Genomic DNA, 22297 nt, shown 5'->3' with positions numbered 1-22297 from the left:
GCCGGGCCGCGGTGAGTTTAAGCACTAAATCAGGCGCCATACGCTGCGGGGTCTAAGCTTGAAGGCATGACTCTTGAGTTTTCACAGCTCGGTCTTGCCCCTGATTTCGTCGACTACACCCGTGGTTGGGAAATCCAAAGCGAACTCCACGCCAAAGTGGTGGCGGGCGAAGCGCCGAGCACAGTCCTGCTCCTGGAACACGCAGCCGTGTACACAGCCGGCAAACGGACAGAGGACCACGAACGGCCTTTTGACGGCACACCAGTGGTCCCCGTGGACCGTGGCGGCAAACTCACCTGGCACGGTCCCGGCCAGCTGGTGGGCTACCCCATCATCAAACTTAAGAACCGGGCGGGAATCCGTGACTATGTGGAGCGGCTCGAAGCCGTGATCATCGCCGTCCTGGCGGACTATGGCATCGAGGCGGACCGAATCAAGGGCCGGGCCGGAGTGTGGATCAAGGCTGATGCCAATGGCCCGGACCGTAAGATCGCTGCGATCGGGATCCGCGTCCACGAGAGCGTCACCATGCACGGGTTTGCCATCAACTGCAATAACGATCTGGCCCCCTACGGCCAGATCATCGCGTGCGGAATCACCGACGCGGGTGTGACCACCATTGCCCGGGAAACGGGCAGGGACGTGGCCCCCGCGGATCTCGTCGACAGGATCGTCGAGGAACTGAAGAAGCACGAAGAAGCCCTCGTGGCCGTCCCCGAAGGAGTTTTACAGTGACATTGGCACCTGAGGGCCGGAAGATGCTGCGGATTGAGCAGCGTAACGCGGCTGTCCCGGTGGAGCGGAAGCCGGAGTGGATTAAGGCGAAGGTCCAGATGGGGCCGGAGTTCGTCGGGCTCAAGAACCTGGTCAAGAAAGAGGGCCTGCACACGGTGTGTGAGGAGGCCGGCTGCCCGAACATTTTCGAGTGCTGGGAGGACCGGGAGGCGACGTTCCTGATTGGCGGGTCCGAGTGCACCCGGCGGTGTGATTTTTGCCAGATCGATACCGGCAAACCGTCCCCGGTGGACATGTTCGAACCGACCAAGGTGGCCCGGTCGGTGCAGTCGATGAACCTGCGCTACGCGACCGTGACCGGGGTGGCCCGTGATGACCTGGCCGATGAGGGTGTGTGGCTGTACGCCGAAACGGTCCGGAAGATCCACGAACTGAACCCCGGCACCGGCGTGGAGCTGCTGATCCCTGACTTTTCCGGGAAGCCGGAGCACATCGCGGCGATCTGCGATTCGGCCCCGGAGGTGTTCGCGCACAACGTCGAGACCGTGCCCCGGATTTTCAAGCGGATCCGGCCCGCGTTCCGGTACGAGCGGTCCCTGGATGTCATCACCCAGGGCCGGAACCTGGGCATGGTCACCAAGTCCAACCTGATCCTGGGCATGGGCGAAACCCGCGAGGAAATCTCCGAGGCCCTGCGGGACCTGCACGGGGCCGGGTGTGACCTGATCACCATCACCCAGTACCTGCGCCCGTCCGAGCGGCACCTGCCCGTGGACCGGTGGGTCAAGCCCCAGGAATTCGTAGACCTCCAGGACGAGGCACTGGAACTGGGGTTCCTCGGCGTGATGTCCGGGCCCCTGGTCCGGTCCTCCTACCGGGCCGGCCGGCTCTGGGCCACCGCCATGCGCAAAAAGGGACGCGAAATCCCCGAACACCTCGCCCACATCGCCGAAGGCATCCAGGACTCCGGCACCACCCGCCAGGAAGCCGCCAGCCTCCTCGCCCGCTAAAACCCCAACGCCGGGTCACGTAGAATTAAGGAACTATGGCGAAATCCCCTGATTCCAGCAATTCCACTCCGGCAGATTCCGGCGCGCAGAAGCGCGGGCTCTTCTCCCGCAAGCCCAAAGCGCCCAAGGCCAAGAAGCCCAGCCGGCTCAAGCAGATCCGCGAGGTCTTCAACATGACCCGCCGGCACGACCCCATGGTCCCGTGGCTGATGCTCGCGGTTTTCCTGGGCATCGTGGCCGTCAGCTTCCTGGTGGGATTCCTGCTGGACAACTGGATCACCGGTCTCATCATCGGTATTCCGCTGGGCCTCCTGGCCGCAACCTTCATTCTGTCGCGCAGGGCAGAGCGTGCCGCATTCGCCCAGATTGAGAACCAGCCCGGCGCTTCTGGCGCCGCCCTCGGAACCCTGCGCCGCGGCTGGATCACCGAAGAGCAGCCTGTTGCTGTTAACCCGCGCACGCAGGATGCCGTGTTCCGCGCCATTGGCCGGCCCGGCGTCGTGCTGATCAGCGAGGGCCCCACGCACCGCGTCAAGCCTCTCCTGGATGCCGAGCGCAAGCGCCTGGCCCGCATCCTTCCCAACGTCACCGTGCACGTCATCGAGAGCGGCCGCGGTGAAGGGCAGGTGCCGCTGAACCAGCTGGCCAGGCACATGGGCAAGCTGAAAAAGGAGCTGACCAAGCTCGAGGTGAATGCCGTATCCAAGCGGATCTCTTCGCTGGGCAACCGGCTTCCCATTCCGAAGGGCATCGATCCCTATAAGGCGCGTCCCAGCCGCGGCCGCTAGATTCCCCGCCCCGGTTCCGGCACTTGCCTGGACCGGGGCTTTTTCTGCCCGCCGTCATCCGTACTGCACCTAAGGAACCCGTCTTGCCGCTGAACAACACCGTCCTCCGCATCTTCCGTGTGCTCGCCGTGGCCGAGGCCGTCAGCTGGGCAGCGCTGCTGGTGGGGATGTATTTCAAATGGATCGCCGGCACCACCGAACTTGGCGTGCAGGTCGCCGGCCCCGTCCACGGGGCGCTCTTCATGGCCTACGGTCTCGCCGCACTTGCCTTGTGGCGGATGCTGCGGTGGCCGTTCAGGGTGGCGTTCTTCGCGGGCCTGTCGGCCATCTTTCCCTTCGCCACCCTGCTCTTTGAACGCTGGGCCGGCAACCGGGGCTTCCTCGGTGCTGCGGACTCGGCCGAAACGGCCAAGGCAAGCGCCGCCGGATCCGTGCTCGAAGGGAGCAGCCACTAGCCAGGCCGGGACCGCGTCCCGGCTGAGGCGGACCTCCGTCAGTTCCGGACGAGGACCGTATTCATCGCTTTGTCGTGCAGGCCACGGTGGTCAGCGTCAAAAATGACTGCTGGAACCACCAGGCACAGCAGCAGGGCGCGCACCAATCCTGCCAACGGCCCGGGCGTTCCGCCTGCCAGGCGCCTGACGGAAATTCCCATGACGCGGTGGCCGATGCTGTACCCCAGCGTCCCGACCAGAAGCGCCTGTTCGACGGCGAAGATCGCCAGGGTCGCCCACCGGTCCCCTTCGAACGCGAAACCAGCGATCAGCATGGCCACGCCCCAGTCGACGGCAATCGCTGCGATCCGCCGGCCAGCGCGGGCGACGGAACCCGGCCCCGATTCGGGAAGTCCCAGGCGCGCACCTGGGTACCGTGAGATGCCGGAAGTGTCCGGCCCGGTGAGCCACGAGCCAATATCTTTGCGATCTACCACCATGCAAGTTTACCGGCAGAACCCCGCCCATACTGTGGATGCTTCTGGACCACAGTATGGACACCCGATAGCGTGGAGATATCAGGGCATTCTGTAACGTGCCCGAAACAATGCGGACATGGACGGGAAATGCCATGTCCATAGGCTGTTAGCAGTTTCAAGCGATCCCCACAGGCGGGGGCGTTGACCCCCGCAGGACAACACGCGCAGGGTAGGCCGTAACGGCTCCCCTGCGTTTGGATTGCGCTGGATCAGCTGGCTGCATGCCACATATTTACATATGCGTTAGGAGCATAGATGTTCAAGACTGCGGACGAAGTCCTCAAGTTCATCAAGGACGAGGATGTTAAATTCGTCGATATCCGCTTCACCGACCTTCCGGGCGTCCAGCAGCACTTTAACGTTCCCGCCAAGAGTGTCGACGCTGACTTCTTCGTCAACGGCCAGCTCTTCGACGGATCTTCCATCCGCGGCTTCCAGGGCATCGCCGAATCCGACATGCAGCTGATCCCGGACGTCACCACCGCTTTCCTGGACACCTTCCGCATGGAGAAGACCCTCGCGCTGAACTTCTCCATCGTCAACCCGCGCACCGGCGACCCCTACCACCGCGACCCCCGCGGTGTTGCCGAGAAGGCCGAGGCCTATCTCGCTTCCACCGGCATCGCCGACACCGCATTCTTCGCCCCCGAAGCCGAGTTCTTCGTCTTCGACAACGTCCAGTACCAGTCCTCCCCGCAGGGCAGCTTCTACAAGATCGACTCCGAAGAAGCGCACTGGAACACCGGCCGCGAGGAAGAGGGCGGAAACCTCGGCTACAAGACCCCCGTCAAGGGCGGTTACTTCCCCGTGTCCCCCACGGACAAGCAGGCTGACCTGCGCGACGCCATGTGTGTTGCCTTGGACGAAGCCGGCCTCGAGGTCGAGCGCAGCCACCACGAAGTGGGCTCCGCCGGCCAGGCCGAGATCAACTACAAGTTCACCACCCTGACCCACGCTGCCGATGACCTGCAGAAGTTCAAGTACGTCATCAAGAACACCGCAGACGCCTGGGGCAAGTCCGTGACCTTCATGCCCAAGCCGGTCTTTGGCGACAACGGCTCCGGCATGCACTGCCACCAGTCGCTCTGGAACGGTGGCGAGCCGCTGTTCTACGACGAAAAGGGCTACGCCGGGCTGTCCGACACTGCCCGCTGGTACATCGGTGGCCTGCTCAAGCACGCCTCCGCCGTCCTGGCCTTCACCAACCCCACGGTGAACTCCTACCGCCGTCTGGTCAAGGGCTTCGAAGCCCCGGTCAACATGGTCTACTCGCAGGGCAACCGCTCCGCCGGTATCCGTATCCCGATCACCGGTTCCAACCCGAAGGCCAAGCGCATCGAATTCCGCGCTCCGGACCCCTCCTCCAACCCGTACCTGGCATTCGCTGCCCAGCTGATGGCCGGCATCGACGGCATCCGCAACCGCATCGAGCCCCCGGCACCGATCGACAAGGACCTCTACGAGCTCCCTGCCGAAGAGGCCAAGGACATCCCCAAGGCGCCGGGCACCCTGGAAGAAGCACTCGAGGCACTGCGTGAGGACAACGAGTTCCTGCAGGCCGGCGGCGTCTTCACCCAGGACCTGATCGACACTTGGATCGAGTACAAGTACGAGAACGAGATCCGCCCGCTGTCACTCCGCCCGAACCCCTACGAGTTCGAGCTCTACTACGGCGTCTAGTCCGAATACGCGGCTGGAGCAGGCGTAGACCTGCACCGTCCGCGAGTATGAGGCGAAGAAAGGGCTGGTTCCGGGCGTAAGTCCGGAGCCAGCCCTTTCCTGCTGCCCAGCCCGGCGCAGGATTTGACCAAGGTGTGCGTTTCCGGTCGGACGCGCCCGCGTGCGTGGAAGACTCAACGGCTATGGGGAACAACTTCACACCCAAAACGACGCTCGTGGCCATGCTGGCGGCCGCCCTTTCGCTGCCGGCTACCCTACCCGGCGGAGGTCGCCACGACTCACGCCATAAGCTGCGGGCGGCGGCGCGCGCCCTGCCCTTTACATCTCCCGGGTATAGCTTCTGCCCTTCGCAGGTCAGTGTCGCAGAAGATCAGTGTCCGTAGAAGACCCGCTCAAACACGGCCCGCGCCTGCCGGCTCACCCGGAGGTAGTCTTCCTCCAGTACCGCCGCATGTCCGGGTTCATACCCGCACCAGCGGGCCACGGCCTCCAGGTCCCGGCGGGAAGACGGCAGCAGATCGGACGCTTTTCCGTTCCAGATAACGTTGGCGGAGCGGATCCTGCCTGCCAGCCGCCAAGCCCTGGCCAGGATGTCGGCGTCATCCCGTTCCACGAGGCCCAGGCCGGCGGCCGCCTCGAGTGCTTCCACGGTGGAAGTGGTCCGCAGTTCCGGATGCGCGCCGGCGTGCTGGAGCTGCAGGAGCTGGACCAGCCACTCAACGTCGCTAAGGCCACCACGTCCCAGCTTGAGGTGCCGGGCAGGATCGGCCCCGCGCGGCAGCCGTTCCGCCTCGACCCGGGCCTTCACCCTCCTGATTTCCCGGATATCCTGCTCCGACACGGATTCCGGGTACCGGATGGGATCGACCAGCTGGATGAAGTCGGCCGCGAGCCCGTCATCACCGGCCATGGGCCGGGCACGGAGCAGCGCCTGCGCCTCCCAAATCAGCGACCACCGGCGGTAGTACTCAGCGAACGAGTCCAGCGACCGCACCATCGGCCCGTTCTTTCCCTCCGGCCGCAGGTCAGCATCGATCTGCAGGACACGCTCAGCCATGATTGCAGGCTTCAGCGGCTGCGTGAGCAGGCTGGAAACCTTGCCGACAATCCGCAGGGCCTGTTCCCGGGCTTCCTCCTCGGAATAATTCGGCAGCGCGCGGTGGACATACATGACATCGGCGTCGGAACCGTATCCGATCTCGCGTCCGCCCTGGCGGCCCATGGCCACCACGAGCACGGCGGTCATCAGCGGCCCAGAGCCCGCAACAATGCCCTCGGCAACACGCAAGGCGCCGAGCACGGCCGCCCGGTCCGCGTCCGCCAGTGCTGTTCCCACCCGGTCTTGGTCCACCAGCCCGGCGGAGTCCGCGATCGCGATGCGAAGGGTCTCCCGGCGCCGGATCAAGCGGATCAAACGCATCGCGCTCTCCGGGTCAGAGTGCCGCGCCATCTTGGCAGTGATCTCCTGCCACTGTGCCTCAAAGGACAACGGCGCCAAATCCTTGTCCTGGCCAAGCCAGGCCACCGATTCAGGCGAAACCTCAAGGAGGTCCGAAATCAGCCTCGAGTTGGAGAGCATGTGGCAAAGCCGTTCGGCGGCGGCATTCGAGTCGCGCAGCAGGCCTAAATACCAATGCGTTGTGCCCAGGGATTCGCTGATCCGGCGGAACGCCAGCAGCCCCGCGTCCGGGTCCACGCCTTCGGCGAGCCAGTCCAGGAGGACAGGCAGCAGTTGCCGTTGCAGGGCAGCGCGCCGGCTTACCCCGGCGGTCAGGGCCTCGATATGACGCATGGCCCCCTGTGGATCGCGGTAGCCAAGCGCGGCGAGCCGCCCTTGGGCCGCCTCCGGCGTGAGCCGGGCGTCCTCGCTGCTGAGTTTCGCCGCCGTATTCAGCAGCGGCCGGTAGAAGATCCGTTCGTGCAGCTCCCGGACGGACTTCTTCGTCTTCTGCCAGGCAGCCACGAGGGCGTCGGGGTGCGGACGGTCGGTGGAGAACGGCCCCAGCACGCCCTTGGCCAACGTCCGCAGTGCCGGTTCCGTCACAGGCATGAGGTGCGTGCGCCGAAGCTGGAACAGCTGGATGCGGTGCTCCAGCAGCCGCAGGTAGCGGTAGGCGTTGTCGAACGCGGCGGCATCCGACCGGCCAATATAGCCGCCGTTCGAAAGGGCGGCGATCGCCGAGGTGGTGTCCCGCCGTCGTAATGATTCATCCGCCTTGCCGTGCACCAGCTGCAGCAACTGCACGGTGAACTCGACGTCCCGCAGGCCTCCCCGTCCCAGCTTGATCTGCCGGGCCTCTTCTGCCGAAGGGATGTGTTCGGTGACCCTGCGCCGCATGGCCTGCACGGATTCGACGAAGCCGTCCCGTCCGGCCGAACTCCAGATCAGCGGCGCGACCGCGTCCTCGTAGCGCCGCCCCAGCTCGGCATCGCCGGCGATGTGCCGCGCCTTGAGCAGCGCCTGAAACTCCCAGCTCTCGGCCCACCGCGCATAGTAGGACTCGTGCGAGGCGAGCGTCCGCACCAGCGGCCCGGATTTTCCCTCAGGCCGAAGGTTCGCGTCCACTTCCCACAGCCCCGGTTCACGTGCCGCCGACGAAATGGCGCGCGAAATGCCGCTGGCCAGCGCCGTCCCGATCGTGTTCGCCTGGGCATCCCCCAAGTCGCCGGGGTCGACGACGTAGATGACATCGACGTCGGAAATATAATTCAGCTCCCGGGCACCGCATTTGCCCATTCCAATAACGGAAAGTCCGACGCCGGCCACCTCGCCTTCGCCGTGTTGGCCCGCCGCTTCGGCACGGGAGACAGCCAGGGCGGCTTCGATCGCCGCCCCCGCCAGATCGGCCAGTTCGCCGCCGACGGCGGGCAGGAAGTCGAGCGGGTCGGCGGCGCAAAGGTCCTTGACCGCCAGGTCCACCACCCCCCGGCGATAGGCAGTGCGGAGCGCCGCGTAGGCGTCCACGCCCGTCAAGCCTGCCACCGGCCGCGCTGCCCGCGGATCTGCGCCCACGGACCGCAGCAGGGCAGCCCGAAGTTCCGCGGGATCGGCCTGGACCGGCTCGGGACTGGGCCTTACGTCGAAGGCGTCGAGATGCTCGGGATGCCGGATGAGGAACTCGCCCAGTGCCTCGGACGCCCCAAGCACCCGGTAGAGCGGCTCGCTCTGCTCCGGATCTGCCGAGGCCAGCTCCCGCAGTGCCGGGTGTTTCTCGATCAGCCTGACCAGGGACTGCAGCGCAGTGTCCGGGCTCGCTGCCATCTGGAGGCCGCCGAACAGCTTGTCCTGGTCCAGCCCCTCCAGCTCCCGGGCAGCAAGAAACCGCTCCCCTTTTTCAAGGTCGCTGAAACCGGCCGCGATGAGGCGGCGCGCCAGGCTCACGCCCGCAGCCTTAGAGGATGCCGAGGTTGCGCTGCAACTCGTAAGGCGTCACCTGGAGCCGGTAATCCTGCCACTCGGCCCGCTTGTTCCGCAGGAAGTGTTCAAAGACCTGCTCACCCAGGATCTGAGGCATCAGGTCGGAGTCCTCCATGGACCGGATCGCGTCGTGGAGGCTGGCCGGCAGCGGGTCATGCCCCATGGCACGACGTTCGGCGGAGCTGAGGGACCAGACGTCGTCCTCGGCAGCGGCGGGCAGGTCGTAGCCTTCCTCGATTCCCTTCAGGCCGGCGCCGAGCAGCACGGCGTAGGCGAGGTACGGATTGGCTGCCGAATCGATGCCGCGGTATTCGATCCGGGCGGACTGGCCCTTGCCGGGCTTGTACAACGGAACGCGCACCAGGGCCGAACGGTTGTTGTGCCCCCAGCTGAGGTAGCTGGGGGCCTCGCCGCCGCCCCACAGCCGCTTGTACGAGTTCACGAACTGGTTGGTCACCGCCGTGAACTCCGGTGCGTGCTTGAGGATGCCGGCGATGAACTGCCGGGCAGTCCGGGACAGCTGGTACTCGGCACCGGCCTCGAAAAACGCGTTGGTGTCGCCTTCAAACAGCGAAAAGTGGGTGTGCATGCCGGAGCCTGGGTGGGCGGTGAACGGCTTGGGCATGAAGGTGGCGTAGGTGCCCTGCTGGAGGGCCACTTCCTTGATGACCGTGCGGAACGTCATGATGTTGTCGGCCGTCTGGAGGGCGTCCGCGTAACGAAGGTCGATCTCGTTCTGGCCGGGGCCGCCTTCGTGGTGGCTGAACTCCACCGAGATCCCGACCGATTCCAGCATGGTGACTGCGGTGCGGCGGAAATCCTGGGCCACGCCGCCGGGAACGTGGTCGAAGTAGCCGCCCTCGTCCACCGGGACCGGCGCGCCGTCCGGGCCAAGGTCCTGCGACTTGAGGAGGTAGAACTCGATCTCGGGGTGCGTGTAGCAGGTAAAGCCCATGTCCGCGGCCTTGGCCAGGGTCCGCTTCAGGACGTTGCGCGGATCAGCGGTGGAGGGCTCGCCGTCGGGCGTCAAAATGTCGCAGAACATACGGGAGGTCTGCTCCGTCTCGCCGCGCCACGGCAGGATCTGGAAGGTCGCCGGGTCCGGCTGCAGAAGCATGTCCGACTCGAACACGCGAGCAAGGCCTTCGATCGAGGACCCGTCGAAGCCGAGTCCTTCCTCGAACGCACCCTCCACTTCGGCCGGGGCCAGCGCTACGGACTTCAGGGAGCCAACGACGTCGGTGAACCAGAGGCGCACGAAACGTACGTCGCGCTCTTCGATCGTGCGCAGGACAAACTCTTGCTGGCGGTCCATGGTGGCCTCTTCTCCGGTCAACGTCCATGCTCCCGCTCCGGGATACGGGCAGCGGGGAGCAGTTCACAAACACTGTACTAAGCATTCGACGCCGATGCTTGAGCCGCCGCCGCGCGTAACACAGCGTTAACACGGCCCGCCGGCGGACGCCGGTAGCTAGGACGGCCGGTACCGCATTAAGCTCATCTCATGGCCACCAGCAACAGCTCAGATTCCAGCATGCCCGCAGACCACCCTGCCCCCTACGGGAGCGGCCCGGGGCGGAAGGATTCACAGCCGGCCGGTCCGGAGGCGGCGCGGACTCCGGCAAAGATCCGGGTGCACCACCTGCAGCAGGCCAAGCGGGATGGCACCAGGTTTGCGATGCTCACCGCCTACGAACAGTATTCAGCCGGGATTTTCGACGAAGCCGGCATCGAGGTGCTGCTGGTGGGCGACTCGGCGTCGAACAATGTCTTCGGCAACGAGACCAGCCTCCCCGTCACCGTGGACGAGCTGCTTCCCCTTTGCCGCGCCGTCTCCCGGTCCGCCAAACGCGCGCTGATCGTGGCCGACCTTCCGTTCGGCAGCTACGAGGTCTCACCGGAGCAGGCGGTGGCAACCGGAGTCCGTTTCCTGAAAGAGGGCCTTGCTCACGCCGTCAAGATCGAAGGCGGCAAGTATTACGCCCCCACCGTGCGGGCCATGGTCCAGGCCGGCATTCCCGTGATGGCCCACATCGGCTTCACCCCGCAGAGCGAGCACGCTCTGGGCGGCTACCGGGTGCAGGGCCGCGGCGAGGACGCCCAACGGCTGGTGGATGACGCCGTGGCGCTGGCCGACGCCGGCGCGTTCAGTGTCCTGATGGAAATGGTGCCCGCGGAGGTTGCGGCAGCCGTGGACGCTGCTGTCGCCGTTCCCACCGTAGGCATCGGCGCCGGCAAGGAAACCACCGGGCAGGTCCTTGTGTGGCAGGACATGGCAGGCCTCCGCGGCGGACGGATGGCAAAGTTCGTCAAGCAGTACGCGGACCTGCGCACCACCCTCCTGGAAGCAGCCACCGCCTACGGCGAGGACGTCCGCTCGGGAGAATTTCCCGGCCCCGAACACACCTTCTAGCGGCCAGCCGGGCGGCGGTGGTCAGTCCTCGTCGCCCTTTTCCCAGGCTTCATTGCGTGCCTGGACCTTTTCGAGCGCATGTTCGGCCTCTTCCCTGGTCTTGTAGGGGCCGATCAGCTGGCTCCAGTCGGAAAGCCTGTCCTCTTCCACCTGGTGCGTGTTCACGTTGTACCAGTACTCAGTCATCGTCGCTTCCTCAGTTCCCGCGGGCGGCAGCCGGGTGATCCGCGTAACTTAAATGCATACGCGGGGCTTCCCGGCATCCCGGTTGTTCGGCGTTCTGCCCTGCCTTATATGATCAATCTATGCCTTCCCTTGCCTCGACTGCACCCATCGGCACCCTCACCCCGGGAACCGTGGGCCCGCAGCGCCCCGTGCCGGCGTCCATCCCCCGCCCCGAATACGTGGGCAGGCCCGCACCGGCAAAGTTCACCGGCTCCGAGGTCAAGACACGGGAAACCATCGAAAAGATCCGCATCGCCGGGAAGATCGCCGCGCAGGCCATTGTCGAAGTCGGCAAGCACATCCAGCCCGGTGTCACTACCGACCACCTGGACAAGGTGGGCCACGAGTTCCTCCTGGACCACCATGCCTACCCTTCAACGCTCGGCTACCGGGGCTTTCCAAAGTCCCTTTGCTCGTCCCTCAACGAGGTCATTTGCCACGGCATCCCGGACAGCACCGTGGTTAACGACGGCGACATCATCAACATCGACATCACGGCGTACATCAACGGGGTCCACGGAGACACCAACCACACCTTCCTGGTGGGCGACGTCGATGAGGAATCCCGCCTGCTCGTGGAGCGGACCCGGGAATCACTGAACCGGGCCATCAAGGCCGTCGCCCCGGGCCGGGAGATCAACGTCATCGGCCGTGCCATCGAGTCCTACGCGAAGCGCTTCGGTTACGGTGTGGTGCGTGATTTTACGGGCCACGGGGTGGGCGAAGCCTTCCACACCGGCCTCATCATTCCGCACTACGACGCCGCGCCGGCCTACAACACCGTGATCGAGGCCGGCATGGTGTTCACCATTGAGCCGATGCTCACCCTCGGCACTGTGGAATGGGACATGTGGGCGGACGACTGGACCGTGGTGACCCGCGACCGCAAACGGACGGCGCAGTTCGAGCACACCCTCCTGGTGACCGAGTCCGGCGCCGAGATCCTGACCCTCCCATAGCTTCCAGTGGCGGGACGGTTCGGACCGGCCCGCGCTGATTCCGGCACTGCCGGACACCCCCGGCCGGCACCGGCCGCCCATCCCTGACCGCACCTGCCAGAACGGAATCCCATTGGCCAAGAAGGACGAGAAGTCTCCAAAGAACGCACCGCTGATCGGCATCGACATCGGAGGCACGGGCATCAAGGGCGGCATTGTCGACCTGAAGAAGGGCAAGCTGCTGGGCGAGCGCTTCCGCGTCCCCACGCCCCAGCCCGCTACGCCGGAGGCGGTGGCCGAGGCCGTGGCCCTGGTGGTGGCGGAACTGTCCGCACGTCCCGAAGCCCCCGCCGCGGGCTCCCCCGTGGGCGTCACTTTTCCGGGCATCATCCAGCACGGCGTGGTCCATTCCGCTGCCAATGTGGACAAGAGCTGGCTGGACACTGACATCGATGCCCTCCTCACGGCCCGCCTGGGCAGGCCGGTGGAGGTCATCAACGACGCCGACGCCGCCGGCCTGGCCGAGGCGCGCTACGGCGCAGGAGCCGGCGTCAACGGCACGGTCCTGGTCATCACGCTGGGCACGGGAATCGGTTCCGCGTTCATCTTTGACGGCAAGCTGGTCCCCAACGCCGAGCTGGGACACCTTGAGATCGACGGGCACGACGCTGAAACGAAGGCTTCAGCTGTGGCTCGGGAACGCGACGGCCTGTCCTGGGACGAATACAGCGTCCTGCTGCAGCGCTACTTCTCCCACGTGGAATTCCTCTTCTCACCGGAACTGTTCATTGTGGGCGGCGGCATTTCAAAGCGTGCGGACGAGTACCTTCCCAACCTGAAGCTGCGCACGCCGATCGTACCGGCCGTCCTGCGGAATGAAGCGGGGATTGTGGGCGCCGCCATCGAGATTGCGCTCCAGCACAAACTGGCAAAGTAGAGCGTGATGCCGGTGGCGGCAGCGGCTTCCCCTCCGCTGCCGCCACCGGAAGATTAGAGCGGGCTCTTCTCGGAGCTCTTGCTGCCCTTGGCTGCTGCGCCCTTGGAGTCTTCTCCCTCATGGCGGAGCAGGGCGATGGCGGTTTCGAAGTCTTCGAGCGACTCGAAAGCCTGGTAGACACTGGCGAACCGCAGGTAGGCCACCTTGTCCAGCTTCTGCAGGGGTCCGAGGATGACCAGGCCAACCTCGTGGGCGTCGATTTCCGCGGCGCCGGATGCCCGGATCTGCTCTTCGACCTCCTGGGCCAGCAGGGCAAGATCATCTTCGCTCACCGGGCGGCCCTGGCAGGCCTTGCGCACGCCATTGATGACCTTGCTCCGGCTGAAGGGCTCGCCCACGCCGGAGCGCTTGATGACCGACAGGCTGGTGGTTTCCACGGTGGTGAACCGGCGGCCGCACTCGGGGCATTGCCGGCGGCGCCGGATGGAGGAGCCGTCGTCGGCCATGCGGCTGTCCACGACCCGGGAGTCGGGGTTGCGGCAGAACGGACAGTACATGGCATCCCCTCTTTCGCGCGAACCGGCTGGGAGCGCACGTCAGCGGTCCCATAGCGCCTTCCAGTCTACGGCCACATGTAGCGTAATAACAAGCCTGTAATTACTACATGTAGTGGCTAGGACGGGGCAGCGAAGCGCACCGTCACAGCGTCGCCGTGCGCGGGAAGGTCCTCCGCGCGGGAAAGGCTCACGATGTGGCCCCCGACCTCCTGGAGCGCTTCGCGGGTGTAGTTGACCACCTGGATGGCGCGCAGGAAGGTGGTGACATTCAGGCCCGAGGAGAAGGCCGCGGTTCCACTGGTGGGCAGGACGTGGTTGGACCCTGCGCAATAGTCGCCCAGGCTGACCGGGCTGTAGTCCCCCACGAAGATGGCGCCGGCATTGCGGATCCGTGCCGCCACTGCGGGCGCATCCGCGGTCATGATCTCGAGGTGTTCCGCCGCATAGGCGTCGCACGCCGCAATTCCCTGCTCCAGTCCGTCCACCAGGACCACTCCGGACTGTGGCCCGGACAGCGCCTCCTGCACCCGGGCAGAGTGCCGGGTGGCGGCCGCCTGGCGGTCCAGTTCCACGCGCACGGCAGCTGCCAGGTCCGCCGAGTCGGTGATCAGCACGGACGCTGCCTTGGGATCATGTTCCGCCTGGCTAATGAGATCCGCGGCAACCAGCGCGGGTTTGGCCGTGGCATCCGCCAGGATGGCAATCTCCGTGGTCCCCGCTTCGGAGTCAATGCCCACCACGCCCTTGACCAGCCGCTTGGCGGTGGCCACGAAGATGTTGCCAGGCCCGGTGACGACGTCAACGGGTTCCAGCGCCGGTCCGGCTTCGGAACCTTCCACCCCGTAGGCGAACGCGGCGATGGCCTGCGCTCCACCGATGGCGTAGACCTCGGTAATGCCCAGCAGTTCGGCCGCCGCCAGGATGGTGGGATGCGGAAGCCCGCCGAACTCCTTCTGCGGCGGGGAAGCCAGGGCAATGGAGGCCACCCCGGCGGCCAGGGCCGGCACCACATTCATAACCACGGAGGATGGGTACACGGCAAGACCGCCGGGCACATAAAGGCCGACACGCGCCACGGGGACCCAGTTCTGGCTGACCACGGCACCGTCACCGAGTTCGACGTCAACGTTCCGCGGCCGCTGGGCGTCCGCGAATTTCCGCGCCCGGCCGATGGATTCCTCCAGGGCCCTGCGGACCGCCGGATCAAGCTGCTCCAGGGCAGTCCGGAGGGCAGCAGCCGGAACGCGCGGGTGCTGCTGCTCTACGCCATCAAACCTCCCGGCCAACTCCGAGAGCGCTGCAAAGCCGCTCTGCCGGACCGCGGAAATAATTGCGGTGACTTTGTCTTCGGCGTCCGCCACGGTGCTGCCCTGGGCCCGCGGAACGGCTGCGCGCAGCCCGGCCAGGGACAGTGCCTGCCCTCGGAGGTCGACGGTACGGAAGTTCACGGCTGAAGCAGCGGGCACGGCGTCCGGGGAGATAGTCACGGCTCCTATTTTACGGCTCCGCCACCAGGCCATTGGCGCCGCCGGCCGTCCCGGACCTCTTCCGGCCTCCAACGTCCAGCACTTCCAGCGCGAACACCGCGATAGCGGTAGCCGCGGGCCACAGCAGCAGCACGGGCCAGGCGCGCAGGGAAAAGGCGATGCTGGCGTTCGCCGAGGCGTCCACAGGCGGGCTCCACAGCCGCGCCGCCGCCATCCCTGCCTGCCAAGCCACCAATGCGCCCAGCGCTGCTCCGGTCAAAGCGAGCATCAGCGCCGCCTGCCGGCGGGGCCGCCGTCCATCCACCAGGAAGACCGCCAGCAGACACCCGGCGAACAGCAGGACACCACCCAGTGTCAGGTCCCGGGGCAGCCAGGTTGCCGGGTTGGCGCCGGTAGCCAGGGCGGAATCGCGGGTGATGAGGTTGAGCCCGCCGGGGGCCAGGAGCCACCAGAGGATTCCGGCCGGAATTCCCGCCAGGGCCGGAGCGGCCAGCATGGCCCAGGGCAGGCGGCGGGTCCCGCCGGTACTTTTACGCATGCAACAAACCTTAACAAACGCCCGGCACAGGTCCTTCCAGGGCGAACCTGCGCCGGCAGTTTCCGGGGGCCGGCCGCCGGCAAATACCCTAGGAAGGGGAAACACAGACATTTATCTTTCAGGAGTACCGGGTGACCGACAATACCGTCCCGTTTGGGCCGACGTTCAAGGAGATCTTCCGCCGCCACGCTGCGGGCGTCGCCATCATCACGGCCAACTACCAGGACCGGCCCTACGGGTTCACGGCAACGTCTGTCGCTTCACTGTCCGCCGAGCCTCCGCGCTTCACTTTCAACATGGCCCGTAGCTCGAGTTCCTGGCCGGCGGTTGCCAACACCACCTACATCGGCGTGCACATGCTGGGCCTGGAAAACCACGAACTGGCTGACCGGTTCGCACGCACCAGCAACAGGTTCGAGGGCGACCACTGGGAGACCGGACCGCATGGCGTGCCGATCCTCAAGGATGTGGCCGGGTGGCTGATCGGGGAGGTCCAGATGCGGCTGTCTTTCGAAAACAACGCCGTGGTGGTGGTGCAGGTGGTGGACGGCCAGGTGGGAGGCGACGGTTCTCCGCTGCTATACCACGGCGGCGGCTACAGCCAGCCGGTCCCCCTGGACTATGAAATCTAGCAGGCCCGGCATAACAGCGGCCGACGGCGGGAGGAGGCTCCCGCCGTCGGCCGCTGTTTGTTTTCAGGCGTCCAGGCAGGCCGGCCCCAGCAGGACTTTCAGGTCGCCAAAGAGGGAGGGGCTGGGGTTGACCCGCAGGTGCACCGGCAGCGCCATGATTTCCGTCCGGGTGTCGCCCAGCAGGTGCAGGCGCACCTCGGAGTTACCGCGGTGGGTACGCAGGACATCGCCGAGTTCGGTGACGACGGCCTCGGTGGCCTTGTGCGTGGGCATGGTGATGACCAGCGGCCCGTTGAGGCCCTCGCTCAGGTCAGGCACCGACAGCTCCATGCAGTTCAGCGTGATGGCGCCGTCGTCCCGCTTCTGCAGGCGGCCCTTGACCACCACGATGAGGTCCTCAGCCAGCACGGAGGCGATGGGCCCGTAGACCTGGCCGAAGAACATGACCTCGATCGAAGCTCCAAGGTCTTCCACCTCCGCGCGGGCGTACGCGTTCCCGCTCGCCTTGGCGATGCGGCGGCTGAGCGAGGTGATCATCCCGGCAATGGTGATGATGGCGCCGTCCTGCGGGCCGTCCTCGCCGAGCACCGAGGTGATGGTCTGCTCTGCGTGCTGGCTTAGGACTCCCTCGAGCCCCTGTAGCGGATGGTCAGAAACATAGAGGCCAAGCATGTCCCGCTCGAAGGAAAGCTTGTCCTTCTTCTCCCACTCGGGCAGGTCCGGGATTTCGATGCTCAGGGACGCCTCAGACTCGGTTTCCTCGAAGCCCGCGAACAGGTCGAACTGGCCAATGGCTTCGTTGCGCTTCAGCGTGATCACCGAGTCGATGGCTTCTTCGTGGACCATGGCCAGGGCACGGCGGTGGTGTCCGAGCGAATCGAAGGCGCCGGACTTGATCAGCGATTCTATGGTCCGCTTGTTGCAGACGACCGCCGGGACCTTCATCAGGTAATCCTTGAAGGACGTGAACGCCCCTTCGCTTTCGCGGGCGGCGACCATGGCCTCCACCGCGTTGACGCCCACGTTGCGGATCGCGCCCATGCCGAAGCGGATGTCATTTCCGACCGGGGTGAAGTTCAGCGCCGACTCGTTCACGTCCGGCGGCAGCACGGTAATGCCCATGCGCCTGCATTCATTGAGGTAAATGGCCGACTTGTCCTTGTCGTCACCCACGGACGTCAGCAGTGCAGCCATGTACTCCGGGGCATAGTGCGCCTTGAGGTAGGCGGTCCAGTAGGAGATGACGCCGTAGGCCGCCGAGTGGGCCTTGTTGAAGGCGTAGTCGGAGAATGGCAGGAGGATGTCCCACAGGGTCTTGACGGCTTCCATGGAGTAACCGTTGTCCTGCATGCCCTGGGAGAATCCGGCAAACTGCTTGTCCAGTTCCGACTTCTTCTTCTTGCCCATGGCGCGGCGCAAAATGTCTGCCTGGCCCAGCGAGTAGCCCGCGAGCTTCTGGGCCACCGCCATGACCTGCTCCTGGTACACGATCAGGCCGAACGTGCCGCCGAGGATTTCCCTGAGGGGCTCTTCGAGCTCCGGGTGGATGGGAATGACTTCCTGGATGCCGTTTTTGCGCAGCGCATAGTCGGTGTGCGCGTTGGCGCCCATGGGGCCCGGGCGGTACAGCGCCAGAACCGCTGAGATGTCCTCGAAGTTGTCAGGCTTCATGAGCTTGAGCAGGGACCGCATGGGCCCGCCGTCGAGCTGGAACACGCCCAGGGTGTCGCCGCGGGCCAGGAGTTCGTAGGAGGCGGCGTCGTCCAGTTCCAGGTTTTCCAGGTCCAGGTCGATGCCGCGGTTCATTTTGATGTTCTCGAGGGCGTCGGAAATGATCGTCAGGTTCCGCAGGCCCAGGAAGTCCATTTTGATCAGGCCAAGGCCCTCGGACGTGGGGTAGTCAAACTGGGTGATCACCTGCCCGTCCTGGAACCGGCGCATGATCGGGATGACATCGATGATGGGGTCGGAGGACATGATGACGCCGGCGGCGTGGACGCCCCACTGGCGCTTCAGCCCTTCGATGCCGAGTGCTGTCTCGAACACCTTCGCCGCTTCGGGATCCGTAGCGATCAGCTGGCGGAAGTCGCCTGCCTCGCCGTAGCGCTTCGCTTCCGGGTTCTGGATGTCCGCCAGCGGGATGTCCTTGGCCATCACCGCAGGCGGCAGCGCCTTGGTGAGCTGCTCGCCCATGCTGAACGGATAGCCCAGCACGCGTGAGGAGTCCTTGAGCGCCTGCTTGGTCTTGATGGTGCCGTACGTGACGATCATTGCCACGCGCTCATCGCCGTACTTCCGCGTCACGTAGTCGATGACCTCGGAGCGGCGGCGGTCATCGAAGTCGACGTCGAAGTCGGGCATGGAGACACGGTCCGGGTTGAGGAACCGCTCGAAGATCAGTCCGTGCCGCAACGGGTCGAGGTCGGTGATGCGCATGGCGTAGGCCACCATGGAACCGGCGCCGGAACCACGGCCGGGACCCACCCTGATGCCGTTGTTCTTGGCCCAGTTGATGAAGTCGGCCACCACCAGGAAGTAGCCGGGGAAGCCCATGGAAGTGATGACGCCGAGCTCGTAGTCCGCCTGCTTGCGTACCTCGTCCGGCACGCCTTTCGGGTAGCGGTACTGCAGGCCCTTGTCCACTTCCTTAACCAGCCAGGACGTCTCGTCCTCGCCCGGCGGGCAGGGGAAGCGGGGCATGTAGTTGGCGTCGGTGTTGAAGGAGACTTCGCAGCGCTCTGCGATGAGCAGCGTGTTGTCGCAGGCCTCAGGATGGTCGCGGAAAAGTTCGCGCATCTCGCGGGGCGATTTCAAGTAGTAGCCGCTGCCGGAAAACGCGAACCTGGACCCGCCATTGTCGTAGGTGGGCTCCAGCAGCGTGGAACCGGACTGGATGGCGAGCAGTGCCTCGTGGGCCTTGGCGTCGTGCTCGTGGGTGTAGTGGAGGTCGTTGGTGGCCACCAGGGGCAGGTTCAGTTCCTTGGCCAGGCGGAGCAGGTCGCCGGTGACCCTGCGCTCGATGTCCAGTCCGTGGTCCATGAGCTCGCAGAAGTAGTTTTCGGCCCCGAAAATGTCCCGGAATTCCGCTGCGGCTTCCAGTGCCTCGCGGTATTGCCCCAGGCGGAGGCGGGTCTGCACTTCGCCGGACGGGCAACCGGTGGTGGCAATAAGCCCTTCCGAGTAGGTGTTGAGCAGTTCGCGGTCCAGCCGGGGCCACTTGCCGAAAACCGAGTCCAGCGAAGCGATGGAGGAGGCGCGGAACAGATTGCGCATGCCCACGTTGTTGTAGCTCAACAGGGTCATGTGCGTGTAGGAGCCACCGCCGGAGACGTCGTCCTTGCGCTGTGACTCGTCGCCCCACCTCACGCGCTCTTTGTCCGTCCGGGCGGTACCCGGAGTCACGTAGGCTTCGACGCCGATGATGGGCTTGATGCCCTTGGCCTGGGCTTTCTGCCAGAAATCGAAGGCCCCGAACAGGTAACCATGGTCCGTGGTGGCCAGGGCGGGCATGCCCAGCCGCTCCGTCTCGTCGAACAACTCACCCAGCCGGGCGGCCCCATCCAGCATGGAGTATTCGGTGTGCGTGTGGAGGTGGACGAACGAGTCATTGCTGGAAGTCACCGCACCATTCTATGCGCTGGCCTCGGCAGCACCCGCTCAGGCCCTGCCGGACTCCAGGACTTCCAGGGCGTACGCGAGGTCCTGCGGATACTCGCTGGTGACCCGGATCCGCTCTCCGGTCACGGGGTGTTCGAAACCAAGTTCCCGGGCGTGCAGCCATTGCCGGGTCAGGCCAAGGGTCGCCGCCAGACGCGGGTCGGCGCCGTAGGTGAGGTCTCCCGCGCAGGGGTGCCGCAGGGCCGAGAAATGCACGCGGATCTGGTGGGTCCGGCCGGTCTCCAGGTGTACTTCCACCAGGCTCGCCTTTCCAAACGCCTCCAGCACCTCGTAGTGGGTCACCGATGGCCGGCCGTCCTCGATGACGGCGAACCGCCAGTCATGCCCGGGGTGACGCCCGATCGGGGCGTCGATGGTCCCCGTCAGCGGATCGGGCAGGCCCTGAACCACGGCGTGGTAGACCTTATCCACGGTGCGTTCCTTGAAGGCCCGCTTCAGGGCGGTATACGCACGTTCGGATTTAGCCACGACCATGACACCCGAGGTGCCGACGTCGAGCCGGTGGACGATCCCTGCCCGCTCGGGCGATCCGGAGGTCGAGATCCGGTATCCCGCCCCGGCGAGGCCACCCACGACGGTGGGACCCACCCAGCCGGGCGACGGATGGGCGGCGACGCCCACAGGCTTATCGACAACGACGAAATCGTCGTCGTCCAGCAGGATGTTCAGGCCTTCCACTTCTTCCTCCACGACTTCCAGCGGGTCCCGCTGCTCCGGCACAGTCACCTGCAGCACATCCCCCGCCACGAGCTTGGCCGATTTGCCGAGGGGCCTGCCGGCATTCAGGACGTGGCCGCCGGCGATGAGCGCGGCCGCGGCGGAGCGGGAGATCCCCAGCAGCCCCGCCAATCCGGCGTCTGCCCGGGAGCCGGCGAAATCGTCGGAGACCACCAGGCTGTCAGTCATCGCCGTTCCCGTTCCTGCCTTGTTCTGCGTCCTCGCCCCGGTCTGCGGCGACGAGCCGCGTTCCGTCCAGGGCTATTCCGCGCAGTGTAAGGATGCAGATGATCGCCACGGCAGAGACCACCGCGGAATCAGCGATGTTGAAGATGGCGAAATTGGGGAGCTGGATGAAGTCCACCACATGCCCCATGCCGAACGATGGTTCACGGAATAACCGGTCCGTGAGGTTACCCAGGGCCCCGCCCAAGAGCAGTCCCAGCGCCAGGGCCCACCAGGCCGAGCCGAGTTTGCGCACTTGGAAAAGGATGGCGATTGCCACCGCGGCCATGATGATGGAGAACACCCACGTGACGTTTTCACCGATGGAAAAAGCAGCGCCGGAGTTACGGATGAAGTACCAGTGCAGCAAGGGCGGAAGGACAGGGATCCGTTCGCCTTCCACCATGGTGGAAGTCACCCAAATCTTGGTCAGCTGGTCCAGCGCGTAGGCGAAAACGGCGCATCCGGCAAAGAGGCCAAGGAGCAGCCCCCGGGAGTACCTGCGGGCGGGCGGCTGGGGCGGTGCCGCACCAGCGGCAAGTTCGTCTGTCATGGCGCTTTCATTCGTAAAAACAGGTGGCAAGCAGAAAGCCGGCGGCCGAGGAGTCCTCAGCCACCGGCTTTCAGAATACGTGGTTGACGCGTTAGTTGGCTTCGCTGACTTCCGGCGTTGCCACGGAACCGCGGGCGTCCAGGTCGCGCAGCTGGCCTTCGATGTAGGCCTTCAGGCGCGAACGGTAGTCGCGTTCGAAGCCGCGGAGCTGCTCGACCTTGCGCTCCAGGACCGAGCGCTGCTGCTCGAGGGCGCCGAGGATCTTGCGGGACTTCTCCTGCGCGTCGTTGACGAGGCTGCTGGCTTCGATCTGCGCCTCGGCAATGATCTTTTCCTTCTGGGCCTGGCCTTCGGCGACGTGGCGGTCGTGCATCTGCTGGGCCATGGCCAGCAGGCCGGCCGCGGACTCGGCGGACGGCGTGGAGGCAGGAGCCTGGGCTGCTGCGGCCGGTGCGGGGACGGGAGCTGCAGCTTCCTTCTTCTTGGCTGCTTCAGCGGCCTTGGCTTCGGCTTCAGCCTTCTCGCGGGCTTCATCCTTTTCAGCCTTGGCGGGAGCGGGGACCTTTTCCACAACGGGAGCGGCTGCGGAGCTGGCGGGGACGCTGGAACCGGCTTCGGCGAGCTTCTTGCGGAGCTCATCGTTTTCCTGGTTCAGGCGGCGGAGTTCAACAACGATCTCGTCCAGGAAGTCATCAACCTCGTCCTGGTCGTAGCCCTCGCGGAACTTGGTCGGCTGAAAGCGCTTGTTGACAACGTCTTCTGGCGTCAGAGCCATCTGGTCACCTCACTGGTC

At 65.5% G+C, this 22297-nt stretch carries 20 protein-coding genes; 9 read left to right on the top strand and 11 right to left on the bottom strand.

Translation table 11 applies throughout. The features are described from left to right. Positions 1-66 precede the first annotated feature (66 nt). The 4 genes from lipB to ACIQC0_RS06155 all read left to right on the top strand — a co-directional run bounded on the left by lipB (position 67) and on the right by ACIQC0_RS06155 (position 2988). Positions 67-735: a lipoyl(octanoyl) transferase LipB gene (gene lipB / locus ACIQC0_RS06170; protein ID WP_400533373.1), complete on the top strand. Its 669-nt coding sequence runs from the start codon at positions 67-69 to the stop codon at positions 733-735. Further along, on the top strand, positions 732-1745 hold the full coding sequence (gene lipA, locus ACIQC0_RS06165) for a lipoyl synthase (protein ID WP_400533371.1): 1014 nt from the start codon (positions 732-734) through the stop codon (positions 1743-1745). Before lipB ends, lipA begins: the two co-directional genes overlap by 4 nt. 35 nt (positions 1746-1780) lie before the next feature. Then, entirely contained in the window at positions 1781-2533 is a 753-nt protein-coding gene (locus ACIQC0_RS06160; protein ID WP_400533369.1) for a DUF4191 domain-containing protein, read from the top strand. 83 nt (positions 2534-2616) lie between these two features. Beyond that, positions 2617-2988, top strand: coding sequence for a DUF3817 domain-containing protein (locus ACIQC0_RS06155; protein WP_400533367.1), 372 nt, complete (start codon positions 2617-2619; stop codon positions 2986-2988). 38 nt (positions 2989-3026) lie between these two features. Here the strand turns inward: ACIQC0_RS06155 and ACIQC0_RS06150 are convergent, their stop codons facing one another. Continuing rightward, positions 3027-3464, bottom strand: coding sequence for an RDD family protein (locus ACIQC0_RS06150; RefSeq protein ID WP_400533365.1), 438 nt, complete (start codon positions 3462-3464; stop codon positions 3027-3029). Positions 3465-3761: 297 nt separating this feature from the next. Between ACIQC0_RS06150 and glnA the strand changes: the two genes are divergently transcribed. Beyond that, on the top strand, positions 3762-5186 hold the full coding sequence (gene glnA, locus ACIQC0_RS06145) for a type I glutamate--ammonia ligase (protein WP_018763577.1): 1425 nt from the start codon (positions 3762-3764) through the stop codon (positions 5184-5186). 370 nt (positions 5187-5556) lie between these two features. Here the strand turns inward: glnA and ACIQC0_RS06140 are convergent, their stop codons facing one another. Together ACIQC0_RS06140 and ACIQC0_RS06135 are read right to left on the bottom strand one after the other, a co-directional pair. After that, complete coding sequence (locus ACIQC0_RS06140) at positions 5557-8568, bottom strand: bifunctional [glutamine synthetase] adenylyltransferase/[glutamine synthetase]-adenylyl-L-tyrosine phosphorylase (RefSeq protein ID WP_400533362.1); 3012 nt, start codon at positions 8566-8568, stop codon at positions 5557-5559. A gap of 10 nt (positions 8569-8578) precedes the next feature. Continuing rightward, positions 8579-9919 (bottom strand): glutamine synthetase family protein, encoded by a 1341-nt coding sequence (locus ACIQC0_RS06135; RefSeq protein WP_377217058.1) that lies wholly within the window; start codon positions 9917-9919, stop codon positions 8579-8581. Between the two features lie 189 nt (positions 9920-10108). On the opposite strand from ACIQC0_RS06135, the gene panB reads away from it, so the two are divergent. Beyond that, the gene (gene panB, locus ACIQC0_RS06130; RefSeq protein ID WP_377217057.1) at positions 10109-11017 is read left to right on the top strand and encodes a 3-methyl-2-oxobutanoate hydroxymethyltransferase; all 909 of its coding nucleotides are present in this window, start codon (positions 10109-10111) and stop codon (positions 11015-11017) included. 21 nt (positions 11018-11038) lie between these two features. On the opposite strand, the gene ACIQC0_RS06125 is transcribed toward panB, so the two are convergent. Then, complete coding sequence (locus ACIQC0_RS06125) at positions 11039-11203, bottom strand: SPOR domain-containing protein (RefSeq protein ID WP_377217056.1); 165 nt, start codon at positions 11201-11203, stop codon at positions 11039-11041. A gap of 119 nt (positions 11204-11322) precedes the next feature. Between ACIQC0_RS06125 and map the strand changes: the two genes are divergently transcribed. Together map and ppgK are read left to right on the top strand one after the other, a co-directional pair. Beyond that, positions 11323-12201 (top strand): type I methionyl aminopeptidase, encoded by an 879-nt coding sequence (gene map / locus ACIQC0_RS06120; protein WP_400533359.1) that lies wholly within the window; start codon positions 11323-11325, stop codon positions 12199-12201. 112 nt (positions 12202-12313) lie between these two features. Beyond that, positions 12314-13117, top strand: a complete 804-nt coding sequence (gene ppgK / locus ACIQC0_RS06115; RefSeq protein WP_377217054.1) for a polyphosphate--glucose phosphotransferase — start codon at positions 12314-12316, stop codon at positions 13115-13117. A gap of 53 nt (positions 13118-13170) precedes the next feature. On the opposite strand, the gene nrdR is transcribed toward ppgK, so the two are convergent. The 3 genes from nrdR to ACIQC0_RS06100 all read right to left on the bottom strand — a co-directional run bounded on the left by nrdR (position 13171) and on the right by ACIQC0_RS06100 (position 15699). Continuing rightward, positions 13171-13674 (bottom strand): transcriptional regulator NrdR, encoded by a 504-nt coding sequence (gene nrdR / locus ACIQC0_RS06110; RefSeq protein WP_400533357.1) that lies wholly within the window; start codon positions 13672-13674, stop codon positions 13171-13173. A gap of 116 nt (positions 13675-13790) precedes the next feature. Continuing rightward, complete coding sequence (hisD, locus tag ACIQC0_RS06105) at positions 13791-15161, bottom strand: histidinol dehydrogenase (RefSeq protein ID WP_400533355.1); 1371 nt, start codon at positions 15159-15161, stop codon at positions 13791-13793. Between the two features lie 10 nt (positions 15162-15171). Continuing rightward, positions 15172-15699, bottom strand: coding sequence for a hypothetical protein (locus tag ACIQC0_RS06100; protein WP_400533353.1), 528 nt, complete (start codon positions 15697-15699; stop codon positions 15172-15174). A gap of 131 nt (positions 15700-15830) precedes the next feature. On the opposite strand from ACIQC0_RS06100, the gene ACIQC0_RS06095 reads away from it, so the two are divergent. Beyond that, the gene (locus tag ACIQC0_RS06095; RefSeq protein ID WP_377217050.1) at positions 15831-16331 is read left to right on the top strand and encodes a flavin reductase family protein; all 501 of its coding nucleotides are present in this window, start codon (positions 15831-15833) and stop codon (positions 16329-16331) included. Between the two features lie 63 nt (positions 16332-16394). Here ACIQC0_RS06095 and dnaE read toward each other — a convergent pair whose 3' ends face one another. From dnaE to ACIQC0_RS06075, 4 genes are all read right to left on the bottom strand, one after another. Beyond that, complete coding sequence (gene dnaE / locus ACIQC0_RS06090) at positions 16395-19952, bottom strand: DNA polymerase III subunit alpha (protein WP_400533351.1); 3558 nt, start codon at positions 19950-19952, stop codon at positions 16395-16397. 36 nt (positions 19953-19988) lie between these two features. Beyond that, complete coding sequence (locus tag ACIQC0_RS06085) at positions 19989-20915, bottom strand: RluA family pseudouridine synthase (RefSeq protein WP_377217048.1); 927 nt, start codon at positions 20913-20915, stop codon at positions 19989-19991. Next, positions 20908-21504 carry a signal peptidase II gene (lspA, locus tag ACIQC0_RS06080; protein WP_377217047.1) on the bottom strand — a complete coding sequence of 199 codons (597 nt, stop codon included), beginning with the start codon at positions 21502-21504 and terminating at the stop codon, positions 20908-20910. Before lspA ends, ACIQC0_RS06085 begins: the two co-directional genes overlap by 8 nt. A 91-nt stretch (positions 21505-21595) precedes the next feature. After that, complete coding sequence (locus tag ACIQC0_RS06075; RefSeq protein ID WP_377217046.1) at positions 21596-22279, bottom strand: DivIVA domain-containing protein; 684 nt, start codon at positions 22277-22279, stop codon at positions 21596-21598. Positions 22280-22297 lie beyond the last annotated feature (18 nt).

This window comes from Pseudarthrobacter sp. NPDC092419 (assembly GCF_044755045.1).
Classification (GTDB): domain Bacteria; phylum Actinomycetota; class Actinomycetes; order Actinomycetales; family Micrococcaceae; genus Arthrobacter.
Note: the sequence above shows the minus strand (reverse complement) of the source record. Positions and strands in the feature narration are given on the sequence as shown.

Excerpts from the sequence above, each read along its gene's own strand:
- lipB (WP_400533373.1), top strand. The coding sequence starts at position 67 with ATGACTCTTGAGTTTTCACAGCTCGGTCTTGCCCCTGATTTCGTCGAC.
- ACIQC0_RS06160 (WP_400533369.1), top strand. The coding sequence starts at position 1,781 with ATGGCGAAATCCCCTGATTCCAGCAATTCCACTCCGGCAGATTCCGGC.
- glnA (WP_018763577.1), top strand. The coding sequence starts at position 3,762 with ATGTTCAAGACTGCGGACGAAGTCCTCAAGTTCATCAAGGACGAGGAT.
- ACIQC0_RS06135 (WP_377217058.1), bottom strand. The coding sequence starts at position 9,919 with ATGGACCGCCAGCAAGAGTTTGTCCTGCGCACGATCGAAGAGCGCGAC.
- panB (WP_377217057.1), top strand. The coding sequence starts at position 10,109 with ATGGCCACCAGCAACAGCTCAGATTCCAGCATGCCCGCAGACCACCCT.
- ACIQC0_RS06125 (WP_377217056.1), bottom strand. The coding sequence starts at position 11,203 with ATGACTGAGTACTGGTACAACGTGAACACGCACCAGGTGGAAGAGGAC.
- map (WP_400533359.1), top strand. The coding sequence starts at position 11,323 with ATGCCTTCCCTTGCCTCGACTGCACCCATCGGCACCCTCACCCCGGGA.
- nrdR (WP_400533357.1), bottom strand. The coding sequence starts at position 13,674 with ATGTACTGTCCGTTCTGCCGCAACCCCGACTCCCGGGTCGTGGACAGC.
- ACIQC0_RS06100 (WP_400533353.1), bottom strand. The coding sequence starts at position 15,699 with ATGCGTAAAAGTACCGGCGGGACCCGCCGCCTGCCCTGGGCCATGCTG.
- ACIQC0_RS06085 (WP_377217048.1), bottom strand. The coding sequence starts at position 20,915 with ATGACTGACAGCCTGGTGGTCTCCGACGATTTCGCCGGCTCCCGGGCA.
- lspA (WP_377217047.1), bottom strand. The coding sequence starts at position 21,504 with ATGACAGACGAACTTGCCGCTGGTGCGGCACCGCCCCAGCCGCCCGCC.
- ACIQC0_RS06075 (WP_377217046.1), bottom strand. The coding sequence starts at position 22,279 with ATGGCTCTGACGCCAGAAGACGTTGTCAACAAGCGCTTTCAGCCGACC.